The following is a 15,133-nucleotide window of genomic DNA, read 5'->3' as shown; positions in this document are numbered from 1 at the left end:
TCGACAAACCTTGCCCTACCCATCCCGGGCGGGGCGCGTTCAGATACGGACCTTGCTGGCGAACAGGGTCAGCGCCTGGCGCTTGCCCCCCTTCTCCAGCACCACGGCATCTGCACTGATGGCCACCAGTCGATATCCCTCGACCTGCTGGCCCACCCGGTAACTTTTCCCGTTGAGCACCGCCAGTGCCGGGCCATTGCCCAGCATCACGCTCTGCAATGTTGGCAAACCTGCGCTCTGGCTGGCGGTAGCCCCCGCCTGACTGTTCATCCCGTCCAGCGGTTCCGTGGGATCCTGCAGCACCTCGGCCTGGGCCACCGAGCCCAGCAGACAACACAATAGCGTCAGCCATCTAACCACGAATAAACTCCTTGCTGGTGCTCAGGGTGTAGATTTCCATCTCCACCACGGCCTTGGGATGCTCCTGCACCTGGTAGTCAAACTGCTTCCAGTAGAAGTGGCGGGGCAGCGCCTCCAGCGCCTTCAGGTACTGATAGACATCAAAGTAGCCGCCCTCCAGCTTGAGGCGAATACCGTGCTTGAACAGGTTGATGCGCTGATCCCCCGCCATCAGCGGCTGAGGGGCAAGGGAGGTCAGCGCCAGCATGTGCAAATTGGCCGAGCGCGACAACAGGGCCTCCAGCACGGCCGGCATCTCGTGGGCCTGGATCAGGTCCACCGTCTGGGCCTTGAGCTCGGCATCCAGCTTGCCGATATCCCCCTCGACCCGCACCAGCTGCTCGCGCACGTTCTGATCGGGATCCCGCGCCAGCCTGGCCTGCTTGCCCAGGTTCTCGAGATCCATGATCTCCAGATCCCGCTGGGCCGTGGTCAAGGCCACCCTGTCCTGCTCCAGCCGCAGGACGGCGCCATCCAGCCAGCCATAGATGGCGCCGGCACAGACCAGCACCAGACCGGTCAACAGGATCAATACCCGCTCGCGCTGGCTGAGGGCGGCAATCTTGTCCGCCCATGCCTGCCATTGTGCTTTCAGGCTCATCAGGGCTTCTCCCGCTCGATGCCGCTGAGCTGGAAGGCCAGCCGGCCCTCCTTGTCGCGGCTCAGGGTCAATTCACCAAACTGCTTGCCCGCCAGCGACGGGGTCTGCTTGAAACGGTTTACCCAAGCGGGCACATCCTGGCTGCGGCCGGCAAAGCCGGACAGATTGATCCGCCCCTCGGCGATCTCGATCCGCTGCAAGGAGAGCTGCCTGTCCCGAATGCGGGAGAGATCGGCCATCAGGCCGGCATAGCCCTGGGATTTTTGCAACGCCAAACTGCCCAGCTGGCGCATCAGCCCCTGCTTGGCGGTCAGCTCCTCCTGCCGGGTAGCAAGCTGCTGTTGCAGCAGGGTATTGGCCTGGTGGCGGGTCAGCTCGGCATCCAGCCGCTGGGCCTCGCCCCGCTTGACCTCCAGCGCAGCGCGCACCTGCGCCAGCTCACGGCCGACCCCTTGCTGCTGCCAGCCGTAGAAGGCGGCCATGCAGAGCAGCAATGCCACGCAGCCACCCCACACCAGCGCCATCTGGTTGAGGCTGGCCCACTGGCGTCTGGGGCGAAATTCGGCGCCATAGAGGTTGATCTGACGTTTCATCAGGCATCCTCCCCGAGAGCGGCGGCATAGGCCGAGAGATATTCAACGCCAGAGAGGATCGCCTTGTTGGCCATGGCGGAGACGGCGAAGCCGAAGGTCTGCTCCATGTGCCGCACCAGGGTGCCGATGAAGGAGGAGGCGATGGCGAGCTGCATCTGACCCAGCTCCGGCAGCTTGAGCTGGCCGACCAGGTAATCGAGAGAGCGCTGGATCTCCAGCGCCAGGGAGTCGAGCAGCATGCTGTCCGGCTCATGCTCGCCGGTGAGGGCGGTGAAGCCGCGCAGCTGGCGGGAGAAGCAGAGGCCGCCCTGATGGAATACCAGCAACTGCAGATCCTGCCCCCTGGGCTGCCACAGCAGCATGCGCACCGTGTTGTCGGCCTCATAGAGCGCCGTCATGGCCAGCTCGTCGCTGACGATGGCATCCAGGCTGGCAATGCCGTTGACTGCATCCGCCAGCTGCTGCACCCGCGCCTTGGGCACGCAGATCACGCTGATGCGCGGCCGGCCGGCAGGCGGCGTGGGCAAATCCACGTAGTCCATGGCGAGCTGCAACACGGGTTCATTGACGTAATCCTTGACCGCCCAGGGCAGGGCGCCGGCCATTTCGGCCTCGGGCACGGCGGGCTTGTCGATCTGGACTTGCTGATAAAGGCTGGCGGCGAGGGCGACCCGCACCTTAGACTTGGCGAGGCCATGGCGGCTGAACAGCTCGCTCATGGCAAGCGACCACTCCTGCGGGCCATTGATGGCGCGGGTAGCGAACACTGGCTGGGGCCCCAGCGAGGCCAGCATGATACGATCGCTGGCCAGCAGGATCCCTACCTGACGGCTCGGGGTCGAACGTCTGAAAAGTTGTTTCATTGAAACCCGCACCTGGCTGCATAAAACGGATTAAACCTTAGCATAAACAGGGTATTAGCCTCCAGATAAATGATGGATCACTCATTGCAACCCAACTCGACCCGCTCGCAGGTGCTTGCCCTGCAGCCGACCCGGCTTCCCTCGCCGCTCCAGGCCATCTCGCACCCTCTGCTGACAGCGCATGGCGTCACGCTCTGGTGCAAGCGGGATGACCTGATCCACCCGACCATCTCGGGCAACAAGTGGCGCAAGCTCAAGTACCAGCTGCAACACGCCAGGGCGCAGGGCATAAAGCACCTGATCTCCTTTGGTGGAGCCTACTCCAACCACATACATGCACTGGCGGCGGCAGGGTGCCAATCCGGCCTTAACACTACCGGCATCATACGCGGTGAGCCGGAGGCTGCCAGCAATTCCACCCTGAGCGCGGCAAAAGGCTGGGGCATGGATCTCATTTTTGTCGACCGCCAGAATTACCGGCGGCGGCAGGATCCGGAGTGGCTGGCCCAGTTCGCGGCACCCGATACCCTGATAGTGCCGGAAGGGGGCAGCAGCCCGCTCGCCCTTCCCGGGGTGGCCGAGCTGGTCGACGAGGTGCCCTTCTCGCCGGATCTCTGGGTACTGCCCTGCGCCAGCGGCGGCACCCTGGCCGGCCTGATCGCCGGCAAGCGGGAGCAGGAGCGGATCCTCGCCATCGCGGTACTGAAAGGCGCAAGCTTCATCGCCGACGAGGCGTGCCGCCTTCACCCGGCCGCGGCCACCACTCCCGGCTGGCAGATAGCACTGGATCACCATGATGGCGGCTATGCCAAATTCAGCCCGGCCCTCTGGCAGTGGGTGCAAGCCTTCAGTGCGCAGACAGGCCTGCCGCTGGAGCCCATCTACAGCGGCAAGGCCATGTGGGGGCTGTTTCGCGAGCTGGCCGCCGGGCGCATCCCCCGCGGCAGCAAGATAGTCTTCATCCACACGGGTGGCATGCAGGGACTCGCGGGTTTGCAAGAGCAGGGCCGGATCTGAAGGCGGCCCTGCGGTCACAGGATCAGGCGCCGGCCGGTTCCATCACCAGCCGCTCCGGTTCGGCGAACCAGGGCCCCTGCCCGGCATGGACGCCGAGGTGGCGCAGCATCTTCCACTCGTCGCCGCTCTCCACCCCCACGGCTATGACCCGGGTGCGGGTGTTGGCACAACCCCCCACCAGGCTGCGTACCGCCATCTGGTTGACCTGACGGGTGTGGATCTCCCGCACCAGACTGGGGTGGAGCTTGAGGAAGTTGATCTCGAACTCCTTGATGTATTGGGTGCTCACCACATCCTGACCGGCATGATCGATGGCCAGCTGGCAACCCAGCATGCGCAGCGCCCGCAGCGGCCGCTTGAGTGCCTCGTAGTGGCGGGTCACCTGGGCCTCCGACAGTTGCAGGACCAGCCGCTCGTTGGTGCTGCGTGGCAGCTGGAACAGATCGAAGAAGAGCCAGCGCTGGAACTCGCGGTGCAGCAGGCTCTGGGCACAGAGGGTCAGGCTGATGGGGCAACTCTGCTCTGAGCGCTGACGCAGCAGCCGCAACGTCTGCTCCGCCACCAGCCGATCCAGCGGCAACAGCAGCCCCGCCTTCTCCGCCATCGGCATGAAGACACCGGCCTGCAACTCCCGCCCCTGCTCGTCGTGAATGCGGATCAACAAGTCCTGCTGCAGCACCACCTGATCCCGCTCCTGCTGCACCGGCTGGACGTAGAAGTCGATGCCGTGCTCCTCGATGCGGCGGCCGATCAGGGTGCGCCAGCGTACCGTGCCCTTGCTGCTCTGCTCCTCATCCAGCTGCTTCTCGTAGAGGAACCAGCCGGTGTGACCCTGCAGCCGCGCGCTCTTGAGCGCCAGCTCGGCCTCTTCCTGCACCTTGAGCAGGGAATCCTGCGCCTGATAGCAGACGGCGCCGAGGTAGACGGCGGTCTCGACGTTGACCGCTTCGGGCCAGTGCAGCCGTTGCAGGCTCTTGTGCAGCTGACCCGCACCGTCCACCATCTCGCTCTCGGACATGTTGGGCAGCAGCACGGCGAACACCTGGCCGGCATAGCGGGCCTGCAGGGCACCGTTGTGCTTGCGCACGAAGGCGGTGATGGAGGCGCTCGCCTCCATCAGCAGATCCTGGCTCTGGCGCCCGCTCAGCTCGGGATCCAGATCCTCCAGCCCGGCCAGCTCGATCAGCAGCACGCCGCCGCTCATCACGCTCGCCTCCATGATGGCGCTCTCCAGCCGGTTGTCGAAGAACAGGCGGTTGCCTATGCCGGTCATCTTGTCGACGAAGGCATTGCTGCGGATGAAGTTGTCGAAACGGCTGCGCTCCTTGCGGGCATCCGCCAGCTCGGCCAGCAGATAGTCGAGGGCCTGGCTGGCGGAGACGGGCCACTCATCAGCCGGATCGTGGGCCAGCTTGGTGAGCTTGTTGTCGAGGATCAGCTGGGCGCGCTCGGCCAGCAGCTCGGCGCCCCGCAGTTGCAGCCGCAGCCAGCGAATGGAGTACCAGAGTCCGAAGATGACGATGAAGACGCCGAGGGAGATGCCGGACATGGCCCGCATGGAGTATTCAAACTCCTTGAACGGCCGCTCCAGTTTGAAGTCGGCCTGCATGCCGGCCTGATGGGAGATGGGCTGGCTATAGGGGATCAGCAGGCTCTCGTCGGTCTGCTGCTGCACGTCGCGAAACCAGTAGACCCGCTGCTTGCCCTGACGGATCTCCAGCTCCACCACATGGGCCGAACGCAGCAGGGTCGGCAGCCAGCGGGTGAGATCCTGATGGTCGTCGGCCACCTCCAGCTGCTTGTCGATGATCTCGACCAGGGAGTTGACCTTCTTCTGCTGCAGCTCCATGCCCAGCTCGCGAAAGCTGAATACCCCGCCGAGCAGCACCATGGCCATGGCGGCGATCACGCACAGGGTAATAAACGAGACAAGCTGAGTGGTCAGTTTCATGTGCCTTTCCGTATGCCCGACAACATCCATGTGGCCTCATCGTATCAGCCAACGCCGAAGCGCGCCTATGGACGAAGATCCCGCTTCTGGAATTAAGCGGGCGAGCATAACCAAATGGGCACCTGAACACCAAGCCTGACGGCAAGCCGGCCATGAAAAATGGCCACAGGGGCAGGAAACGGGAGATGGGCAACGGGATCAGGGAATTTCAGACAGAAAAATGGTCCCACTAAGGGGACCAAAAGAAACACTCATATCAAAACTAACACTCTGTGCTACTGACAAAAAAACAGATACAGGAGTATTGAACACACGGTGAGTCAAACCGCACCGCTACTCTAGCCACTTCAGATAAGCTGGACAATTGTCATTTATGACAGGTCAGCGATTGAATCTTCAGCAGCTCATTTTATAAAACCGTTATTTATCAGTGCATTATAAATTCACGCCACAAGTGTGATCGGCCCCGCTCAAATCGATTCAGCTAATGCACTATGATGATGCCACCCATATGCATCCCATCCGCACACCAGGCAGGTGCACCATGCGACCCATCCCCCCCCTCTGGCTCAGCCTGTTGCTGTTCTGCCTGCCCCTGCTGGCCAGCCTGCCTCTCAGTCAGCTGCTCGGCGGCCCGTTGGCCCACCAGCTGTTGCAGGAGAAGAAAGAAGAGATCGAGACCGCGCTGGCGGAACGTCACCGTCTGCTGGACAACAACGTCCGTAGCCAGCTGATCCAGTTTCGGTTCGATTGCGGCGAGCAGGACATGGCGCTGCTGCGGGATCCCCGCTTCTACAACGGCCATATCCGCATTCAGGGGATCCTGCTCGCTAGCGGCGGTGGCTGTTCCAGTCTGGGGGTTGACCTGCCCTTCACCCCGATCGAGCTGCCCCCCTACGCCAACCAGGAGCCGTTCGGGATCGCCGCCACCCAGTCCCGCTTCCACACAGAGCAGGAGCTGGTCGCCTACTACCGCACCGGCGGCAACATCGTCTACTGGGTGCTGAGCAACAGCTGGAGCCATTCTCTGCTGCAATATCCTTGCACCGACTGTTTCTATCTGGAACTCGACCAGCAACCGGGGACATCGAGCCAGACCTTTCCCCGCGGCGACAGCAGCATCAAGCAGGAGGTCGGCAGCCAGAGCATAGGTCTGAGCTTCCGCGATCCCGATGAACAGATCAGGCAGACGCTATGGGCGGGCAAGGCGCTGGAGCGCTATGCCCGGCAGCAGGCACGGCACCATGGGCTCTGGTATGGCGGCGCACTGGGAGCCCTGCTGGTCGCCGCCTACTGGGGGCTGCGCAACTATCGGCGCTCTCTCAAGGGGTTGCTGCAAGCCGGGCTGGCCAGGCGGGAGTTTGTCCCCTTCTATCAACCCATAGTGGATAACCGCAGCCAGCAGGTGGTTGGCTTCGAGGCGCTGCTGCGCTGGCAGCGGGGGCGCGAGCTGGTGCCGCCCGGCGCCTTCATCGACTACGCGGAGGAGCAGGGGCTGATCCTGCCGATGACGGAGCAACTGCTGGAGCGGATCATGACGGATCTTTCCCGGCTGGCGCCGGCGCAGTGGGTCAGCGTCAACATAGTGGCCACCCACCTGGAGCAACCCCATCTGCGTACCCTGTTACAGCGACACGGCTGGCCCTCACCGACCCGGCTCACCTTCGAGCTGACCGAGCGCAAGCCGATCACAGATATCAAGGCGGCGATCGGCGAGATCACCGCGCTGCAGCAGCTGGGCTATCACTTCAAGCTGGATGATTTCGGCACCGGCTATGGCGGCTTCGCCTACCTGCAGCGACTCGGCATCCGCCAGATCAAGATCGACAAGATGTTCGTCGACACCATAGGCACGGACGACCTCAAGCGGACGCTGCTGGACTCCATCATCGCCTTCGGCCACGAATCCGGCATGGAGATGATCGCCGAGGGGGTCGAAACCGGGGAACAGGTCGAGTATCTGCGCCAGCACGGCGTGCATCTGATCCAGGGCTATGTGTACGCCAGGCCCATGGCCCTGGCCCGGCTGCAGATCTGGCTGCTGGCATGGCGACAAAACCATGCCGGAGAAGGCTGACGCCGGTGAAAAAGGTCAACGCCGGTATTGCAGTATCTGACCGCGAAAGGGCTGGCTCAGATAGCTCACGTCCATCGGCTTGTGCTGGCTGTGCGCATAGCCCAGGCTCATCATCAGCTTGCTGAAGCGGCCCTGCTGGCCACGCCCCGGATCCACCAGGATCACCTCGCAGTGTGACTTGGCGTGCTGCTCGATAAAACCGGCCAGGGTCTCGACCTGGCCGCGCTCGTAGAGCAGATCGCTGCCTATGATGAGATCGAAGCGGCCCAGCTCGGTGACGGCATCTTCCCAACCGGTACGAATGAAGGGGATGAGCGCCCCCTTGTTGAGCAGCACGTTGGCCGCCAGAAAGGCCCCCGCCTCCGGGTGATAATCGGTGGCCGTGATGTCCGCCAGCCTGTGGTTGAGCACCAGACTCGCCAGGGCTATGCCGCACCCCACCTCCAGGATCCGCAGATCCGCCACCTCGTGCTCCACCATCAGATGGGCCAGTACATTGCCAGAGTCCCAGACGATGCCAAACAGCGGCCAGAACGCCGAGGAGATGCCGAGCGCCTCCGCCTCTCCCTCGTCATCGGAGAACTGCTGGTTGTCGCGCAACGTGCGCAGGTGGATGTCGAGTTCGCCAAACTCTATGGTGTGATAACGCAGACGCACAACAGACATGGGAGTCCCTGGTCAGGATGCCGCCAGATCCACGGAAGCATGAATTCGACCGGCATGCCCCCATGCTACGCAGTAAGCGGGCAGATACCTATCTATATCCCGACCCGACGGGGCAGCTGCGGCAGATTACATCCTGCAACAAAATGATTTTCCCCTGGCAGTACAACTCCCTTTATCATTAGCAGGCCCGCCACACCCGTAGCGGCGCCGTTTTGCCTCCATACCCCGTCGGCCCCGGCCGCCCCGAGATGAGAACCATTGCCTATGAAGTCATTTATCCGGCAAGAGATTGCCCTGTCCATTGGCCTGCTGACCCTGCTGTTTTTCAAGACGCTGGGCAGCGACCTGCTGACAGAGGCCACTCCGCTTGCGATTTATCTTCCTGTCTCGGCGGCGCTGCTTGCCATCGTCACCTGGGCCATATTCTCTGTGGTACGCCACTCGGACGCCCTCGCCATCAAGCTGGGTGAACCCTTCGGCACCCTTATCCTGACGCTCTCCGTCATCTCGCTGGAAGTGGTGATGATCTCCTCCGTCATGCTGACCGGCGACCCCAATCCCGTGATGGCCCGTGACACCATGTTTGCGGTGGTGATGCTGGTCACCAACGGCCTGGTGGGCTTCACCCTGCTGTTCGGCGGCTGGCGCTACCACACCCAGAGCTTCAATCTGGATGGGGTCAAATCCTACCTGGTCGCCATCATACCGCTGGCCCTGCTCTGTCTGGTGCTGCCCAACTTCACCCGGGGCGGCACCATTGGCAGCATGTCGAGCCCCATGTCCTGGATGCTGATCATCATCTCCATCCTGCTCTACGGTATCTTCCTGCTGATCCAGACCCGCAGCCACAGCCACTTCTTCGTCGACAGCGACCACGAGGATTACGAAGAGCACCACGGCCCGCTGCAGAGCAACCTCTACCACACCCTGCTGCTGCTCGCCTATCTGGTGGTGGTGATCCTGCTGGCCAAGACATTGGCGATCCCCATCAACTACGGGGTCAAGGTGATGGCTGCGCCGCCTGCGCTGGGTGGCTTCATCGTGGCCTGTATCGTGCTCGCACCGGAAGCCGTGGGCGCCATCAAGGCAGCCTTCAACAACCAGTTGCAGCGCGCCATGAACCTCTACTTCGGCTCTGTGCTGGCCACCATAGCCCTGACAGTGCCCGCCGTGCTGTTCATCGGTGCCATGCTGGGCCAGGAGGTGCGCCTCGGCCTCTCCGCCGCCGACATGGTGCTGCTCGTCACCACCCTCATGGTCTGCAAGGTCACGTTCAGCAGCGGCCGCACCAATGTGCTGCACGGTGCTACCCACCTGGTGCTGTTCGTGGTCTACCTGTTCCTGATGTTCGAACACGAATAACGGATCACGCTACCGCAGCAACGAAAAGACCGCCCATGAGGGCGGTCTTTTGCTATGGAGCGAATGGGGCTTAGAGGCTGGGCAGCACACCGGCCGGGATCAGGTCGTTGTAGCTCGCCTGAGCCAGCAGCTCGGCAGCCGCTTCGATGTCCGGCGAGAAGTACCTGTCCTTGTCGTAGAAGCTGACCTTGCTGCGCAGCCGACCCTTGGCCTGCTCCAGCAGCTCAGTGGTGCGCAGCGGAGCACGGAAATCCAGCCCCTGCGCCGCCGCCAGCAATTCGACCGCCAGTATGCCGCGGGTATTCTCCGCCATGTCCGCCAGCCGGCGCGCGGCGAAGGTGGCCATGGAGACGTGATCCTCCTGGTTGGCGGAAGTGGGCAGGCTGTCCACCGAAGCCGGGTGGGCCAGGCTCTTGTTCTCGGAGGCAAGCGCCGCCGAGGTGACCTGGGCGATCATGAAGCCGGAATTCACCCCACCGTTGTTGACCAGGAAGGCGGGCAGGCCCGACATGCGCGAATCGATCAGCAGTGCCATGCGACGCTCGGACAGCGACCCGATTTCGGCGATGGCCAGTGCCAGGTTGTCGGCGGCGAAGGCCACCGGCTCGGCGTGGAAGTTGCCGCCGGAGAGGATCTCCTCATCCTCGGCAAACACTAGCGGGTTGTCGGAGACAGCGTTGGCCTCGCACACCAGCACCTCGGCAGACTGACGGATCTGGGTCAGGCAGGCCCCCATCACCTGGGGCTGGCAGCGCAGGGAGTAGGGATCCTGCACCTTCTCGCAATTGTGGTGGGACATGCCGATCTCGCTGCCATCCACCAGCAGCTGGCGATAGCAGGCGGCGGCATCGATCTGGCCGAGCTGACCGCGCACCTCATGGATGCGGGCATCGAACGGACGACGACTGCCCAGCGCCGCCTCCACGCTCATGGCACCTATGGTGATGGCGCCGGCGAACAGATCCTCGGCGTGGAACAGGCCTTCCAGCGCAAACGCCGTGCTGGCCTGGGTGCCGTTGAGCAGGGCCAGTCCCTCCTTCGGAGCCAGAGAGATGGGCTCGAGACCCGCGATCTTCAGCGCAGTGGCGGCGTCCATCAGCTCGCCCTTGTGGCGGGCCTTGCCTTCACCAATCAATAAACAGCTCATATGGGCCAGCGGCGCCAGATCGCCGGAGGCGCCGACGGAGCCCTTCTTAGGCACCACAGGATAGACTTCGGCGTTGATCAGGGTCATCAGCGCCTCAAGCACAGTCAAGCGGATGCCGGAGAAGCCCCGCGCCAGCGAGTTGACCTTGAGCACCATCATCAGCCGCACTGTGGCGTCATCCATGTAGGTGCCAATGCCGGCCGCGTGGGAGAGCACGATGGAGCGCTGCAATTCGTCCAGCTGCTCCACCGGGATGCGGGTGTTGGCCAGCAGGCCAAAGCCGGTGTTGATGCCGTACACCACGCGATTCTGCTCGATTACCTTGGTGACCACGGCAGCGGAGGCGTGGATCCCCGGCAGCGCGGCCGGATCCAGGCTGATATGAACCGGCTCGCGGCTGACGCGGCGCAGGGTATTGAGGCAGAGCTTGCCCGGTAACAGATTGAGTTCAAACATCTTATTTAACCCCTTTGCCCGTTGCGGTCAGCATCGGCAGATCCAGTTTCGCCTCATGGGCGCAGTTGATGGCAATCTCGTAGCCTGCGTCGGCGTGACGCATCACACCGGTGGCCGGGTCGTTGCGCAGCACGCGGCCGACGCGTCTGGCGGCGTCATCGGAGCCGTCACAGACGATCACCACACCCGAGTGCTGGGAGAAGCCCATGCCCACACCGCCGCCGTGGTGCAGCGACACCCAGGTCGCGCCGCCGGCGGTGTTGAGCAGGGCGTTGAGCAGCGGCCAGTCGGAGACGGCATCGGAACCATCCATCATCGACTCTGTCTCGCGATTCGGGCTGGCCACAGAGCCGGAGTCCAGGTGATCGCGACCTATGACCACGGGCGCCTTCAGCTCGCCATTTTTCACCATCTCGTTGAAAGCCAGGCCCAGGCGTACCCGATCCTTGACCCCGACCCAGCAGATCCGCGCCGGCAGGCCCTGGAAGGCGATGCGCTCGCGGGCCATGTCGAGCCAGTTGTGCAGGTGGGGATCGTCCGGGATCAACTCCTTGACCTTCTGATCCGTCTTGTAGATGTCTTCCGGATCGCCGGACAACGCCACCCAGCGGAAGGGACCGATCCCTTCGCAGAACAGCGGGCGGATATAGGCGGGCACGAAACCGGGGAAGTCGAACGCATTCTTGACCCCCTCCTCCAGCGCCATCTGGCGGATGTTGTTGCCATAATCCAGCGTGGCGGCGCCACGGGATTGCAGGGTCAGCATGGCTTCCACCTGGCGGGCCATGGAGTGACGAGCGGCCTGGTTCACCTCCTGGGGCGCGGATTTTTGCAGCGCGCGCCACTGGGCCACGCTCCAGCCCTGGGGCAGGTAGCCGTGGATGGGGTCGTGGGCCGAGGTCTGGTCGGTCACCACGTCCGGCGTGATGCCGCGGGCCACCAGTTCGGCAAAGACATCGGCAGCGTTGCCGAGCAGGCCGACGGAAACGGCGGTGCCGCTGCGTTTGGCTTCCTCGACCATGGCCAGCGCCTCATCCAGACTGTGGGCCTTCTTGTCGACGTAGCGGGTCTTGAGACGGAAATCGATGCGGGTCTCGTCGCACTCGACGGCGATCATGGAGAAGCCGGCCATGGTGGCGGCCAGCGGCTGGGCGCCGCCCATGCCACCCAGACCGCCGGTCAGGATCCAGCGACCCGCAGGCTCGCCGTCGAAGTGCTGGTTGGCCACCGCGAAGAAGGTTTCATAAGTGCCCTGCACTATTCCCTGGGTGCCTATGTAGATCCAGGAGCCGGCCGTCATCTGGCCGTACATCATGAGGCCTTTCTTATCCAGCTCGTTGAAGTGTTCCCAGTTGGCCCAGTGCGGCACCAGGTTGGAGTTGGCGATCAGTACCCGAGGCGCATCCTTGTGGGTCTGGAACACCCCGACCGGCTTGCCGGATTGCACCAGCAGGGTCTCGTCTTCCTCGAGCCGGGTCAGCACCTCGACTATCTTGTCGTAGCAGGCCCAGTTGCGGGCGGCGCGGCCAATGCCGCCATACACCACCAGGGATTGGGGATGCTCGGCCACTTCCGGATCCAGGTTGTTCATCAGCATCCGCAGCGGCGCCTCTGTGAGCCAGCTTTTCGCGGTCAGCGCGGTACCACGGGGGGCACGGATGACCCGGCTCGGATCCTGACGGGGATCCAGGTGTTGCTCAGACATACACACTCCTTGTTTTATCAATGCAGCAGCATGGCGACCTGCCCTCGGCAGAGCGCTACTTGGTTAACTGATGGACCAGCCGGGCGGCCACGCGGGCGCTGCGGTTATCCTGATCCAGGTTCGGGTTGTACTCGGCCAGATCGGCGAGCCGCAGCTTGCCGCTGGCCCGGATATGGGCAATCAGGGGTTCGATGACCGCCAGCTCGACACCGCGGGCGGCGGGGGCGCTCACCCCCGGCATGACGGCGCCGGGCAGCACGTCGAGATCGATCGTCAGATAAAGGTGATCACAACGGGCGATAAAGGCATCCAGTCCGTTCAAAAGCTCGGGCAGTGTGGCCTGGGTCATGGCCTCGTCCAGCGCATACCAGACCCCCAGTTCATCGGCGCGGGCAAACAGCGCCTGGGTATTGGCTGTCTCGGCCACCCCGAGGCAGGCGTAATGAAACCCTGTGCCCTGGGCGGCGCACTGCTCGGCGATCTGGAAGAAGGGGGTGCCCGAGCTGGCCTGCTCCGCCTTGCGACGCAGATCGAAGTGGGCATCGAAGTTGATGATGCCGACCCGACCCTGACCGGCCAGATGGCGGTTGAGGCCGCTCCAGCTACCGAACGCCACCTCGTGACCGCCCCCCAGCACCAGCGGGAAGTGACCCTCATCCAGCAGGCTAGCCACCCGCTCGGCCAACCGGCCATGGGCGGCATCGAGATCGCCGTCGTCGCAGCACAGATCGCCGCTATCAAAGACGGGACAGGTCAGATGCCAGGCACTGTTGGCCAGCAGCTTGCGGATCGCCAGCGGTGCGCCGGCCGCCCCCGTGCGCCCCTTGTTGCGGCGCACGCCCTCGTCGCAGGCAAAGCCCACCAGAGCGACGCCGGGTTCGGCTGCCCCGATCAGCGGCCAGGCCTGCACCCTGTCGTGCCAGCGCAGGGCAAGCTCGCCATCTTCCGGATCCTGGCGCCCCTGCCAGACCGACATATGGGGCAGGCTGAACTTATCCATGCAGCGTCTCCTCGCCGTTGACGATACGGCTCACCAGCTGATCGACGCCGATGAGGTAACTGAGCTCGGCCGGGTGCCCGCAGTTCCAGACCAGGAAGTCCGCCAGCATGCCCACTCTCAACTGCCCCAAACGCTCCTGCTCGCCGAGCGCGCGGGCGGCGTTGCGGGTCACCCCGACCATGGCCTCGACCGGGGTCAGACCGAACAGGGTACAGGCCATGTTCATGGCCATGCGCAGCGACACTATGGGGGCCGTGCCCGGGTTGATGTCGGAGGAGACCGCCATGGGCACGTGGGCCTTGCGCAGGGCGGCGACCGGGGGCAGCCTGGTCTCTTTCAGGAAATAAAACGCGGTGGGCAGCAGGGTGGCGACCACGCCACGGTGGGCCAGCGCCTGGATCCCTTCCTGATCCAGATGTTCCAGATGATCCACAGAGAGGGCGCCAAAGTTGGCGGCGAGCGCACTGCCCCCCAGGTTGGAGAGCTGTTCCATGTGGCCCTTCACCGCCAGACCGTATTGATCCGCGGCCAGATAGACCTGCTCGGTCTGGGCCAGCGAGAAGCCGATGTGCTCGCAGAAGACGTCCACCGCATCCGCCAGGCCCGCCTCGGCGGCCGCCGGAATGATCTCCTGGCAGATGGTCTCGACCCAGGAGTCTGGATCGTCGCGATATTCGGGCGGCACCGCATGGGCCGCCAGCAGGGTGGTCTTGACCCGGATCGGCAGCGCCTCTCCAAGCCTGCGGGCAACCCGCAGCATCTTGAGCTCGTCATCCAGCGTGAGGCCGTAGCCGGACTTGATCTCCACAGTGGTGACCCCTTCCCGGATCAGGGATTTGAGCCGCGGCAGTGCCAGCTCAAACAGCTGCTCCTCGCTGGCGGCACGGGTGGCCCTTACCGTGCTGAGGATGCCGCCACCCTTGCGGGCGATCTCGGCATAGGGCACCTCTTTCTGGCGCAGTTCAAACTCTTCGGCCCGGCTGCCGGCGAAGATGAGATGGGTGTGACAGTCGATGAGGCCGGGAGTCACCAGCTTGCCCTTCATCTCCTGCCAGTGGGCGGGATAAGGGCCCTTGAGATCCTGCATGGGCACCAGGGCGTGGATCTTGCCTTCATGAACGCCGAGGGCGTGGGGTTCCAGCAGACCGTAGTCCGCCAGATCGGGGCGCAGGGTGGCGGGTGTCACGTTGAGCCAGACCCGCTCGCAGTTCAACAGTTCCTTGTTCATACCGACCTCTAAATGTATATACATTAATTTATATCCGATCTCTGGCAGGAAAGAAAGGATCAAATTCA

At 63.5% G+C, this 15,133-nt stretch carries 13 protein-coding genes; 3 read left to right on the top strand and 10 right to left on the bottom strand.

Annotated features, from left to right (window positions below; genetic code table 11):
- Positions 1–39: 39 nt before the first annotated feature.
- The 4 genes from AACW87_RS20320 to AACW87_RS20305 are packed head-to-tail and all read right to left on the bottom strand — an operon-like array spanning position 40 to position 2,456.
- Positions 40–360, bottom strand: coding sequence for a SctD/MshK family protein (locus AACW87_RS20320; RefSeq protein WP_241325973.1), 321 nt, complete (start codon positions 358–360; stop codon positions 40–42).
- On the bottom strand, positions 353–1,000 hold the full coding sequence (locus tag AACW87_RS20315) for a type II secretion system protein M (protein ID WP_241325972.1): 648 nt from the start codon (positions 998–1,000) through the stop codon (positions 353–355). Before AACW87_RS20315 ends, AACW87_RS20320 begins: the two co-directional genes overlap by 8 nt.
- The gene (locus AACW87_RS20310) at positions 1,000–1,593 is read right to left on the bottom strand and encodes a PilN domain-containing protein (protein ID WP_043139728.1); all 594 of its coding nucleotides are present in this window, start codon (positions 1,591–1,593) and stop codon (positions 1,000–1,002) included. Before AACW87_RS20310 ends, AACW87_RS20315 begins: the two co-directional genes overlap by 1 nt.
- Positions 1,593–2,456, bottom strand: coding sequence for an MSHA biogenesis protein MshI (locus AACW87_RS20305; RefSeq protein WP_043557033.1), 864 nt, complete (start codon positions 2,454–2,456; stop codon positions 1,593–1,595). The genes AACW87_RS20310 and AACW87_RS20305 overlap by 1 nt, the downstream gene beginning before the upstream one ends.
- A gap of 69 nt (positions 2,457–2,525) precedes the next feature.
- On the opposite strand from AACW87_RS20305, the gene AACW87_RS20300 reads away from it, so the two are divergent.
- Positions 2,526–3,473 (top strand): 1-aminocyclopropane-1-carboxylate deaminase/D-cysteine desulfhydrase, encoded by a 948-nt coding sequence (locus AACW87_RS20300; RefSeq protein WP_445206865.1) that lies wholly within the window; start codon positions 2,526–2,528, stop codon positions 3,471–3,473.
- 22 nt (positions 3,474–3,495) lie between these two features.
- Here the strand turns inward: AACW87_RS20300 and AACW87_RS20295 are convergent, their stop codons facing one another.
- On the bottom strand, positions 3,496–5,424 hold the full coding sequence (locus tag AACW87_RS20295) for an EAL domain-containing protein (RefSeq protein WP_172955223.1): 1,929 nt from the start codon (positions 5,422–5,424) through the stop codon (positions 3,496–3,498).
- 544 nt (positions 5,425–5,968) lie between these two features.
- Here AACW87_RS20295 and AACW87_RS20290 point away from each other — a divergent pair.
- Positions 5,969–7,501: an EAL domain-containing protein gene (locus tag AACW87_RS20290; protein ID WP_241325970.1), complete on the top strand. Its 1,533-nt coding sequence runs from the start codon at positions 5,969–5,971 to the stop codon at positions 7,499–7,501.
- 15 nt (positions 7,502–7,516) lie between these two features.
- Here the strand turns inward: AACW87_RS20290 and AACW87_RS20285 are convergent, their stop codons facing one another.
- The gene (locus tag AACW87_RS20285; RefSeq protein WP_241325969.1) at positions 7,517–8,167 is read right to left on the bottom strand and encodes a class I SAM-dependent methyltransferase; all 651 of its coding nucleotides are present in this window, start codon (positions 8,165–8,167) and stop codon (positions 7,517–7,519) included.
- Between the two features lie 264 nt (positions 8,168–8,431).
- Here AACW87_RS20285 and AACW87_RS20280 point away from each other — a divergent pair, with 264 nt between their 5' ends.
- Complete coding sequence (locus tag AACW87_RS20280; protein WP_043139740.1) at positions 8,432–9,529, top strand: calcium:proton antiporter; 1,098 nt, start codon at positions 8,432–8,434, stop codon at positions 9,527–9,529.
- Between the two features lie 70 nt (positions 9,530–9,599).
- Here the strand turns inward: AACW87_RS20280 and hutH are convergent, their stop codons facing one another.
- Genes hutH through hutI form a run of 4 tightly spaced genes read right to left on the bottom strand, consistent with a single transcriptional unit; the run spans position 9,600 to position 15,065 of the window.
- Entirely contained in the window at positions 9,600–11,132 is a 1,533-nt protein-coding gene (gene hutH / locus AACW87_RS20275) for a histidine ammonia-lyase (protein WP_241325968.1), read from the bottom strand.
- Between the two features lies 1 nt (position 11,133).
- Entirely contained in the window at positions 11,134–12,837 is a 1,704-nt protein-coding gene (hutU, locus tag AACW87_RS20270; protein ID WP_241325967.1) for a urocanate hydratase, read from the bottom strand.
- 55 nt (positions 12,838–12,892) lie between these two features.
- The gene (hutG, locus tag AACW87_RS20265) at positions 12,893–13,837 is read right to left on the bottom strand and encodes a formimidoylglutamase (protein ID WP_241325966.1); all 945 of its coding nucleotides are present in this window, start codon (positions 13,835–13,837) and stop codon (positions 12,893–12,895) included.
- The gene (gene hutI / locus AACW87_RS20260; protein WP_241325965.1) at positions 13,830–15,065 is read right to left on the bottom strand and encodes an imidazolonepropionase; all 1,236 of its coding nucleotides are present in this window, start codon (positions 15,063–15,065) and stop codon (positions 13,830–13,832) included. The genes hutG and hutI overlap by 8 nt, the downstream gene beginning before the upstream one ends.
- Positions 15,066–15,133: the final 68 nt, after the last annotated feature.

Source organism: Aeromonas sp. MR7, from assembly GCF_963899385.1.
GTDB classification, from domain to species: Bacteria; Pseudomonadota; Gammaproteobacteria; order Enterobacterales; family Aeromonadaceae; genus Aeromonas; species Aeromonas bestiarum.
This window is presented reverse-complemented; position numbering and strand designations above follow the sequence as displayed.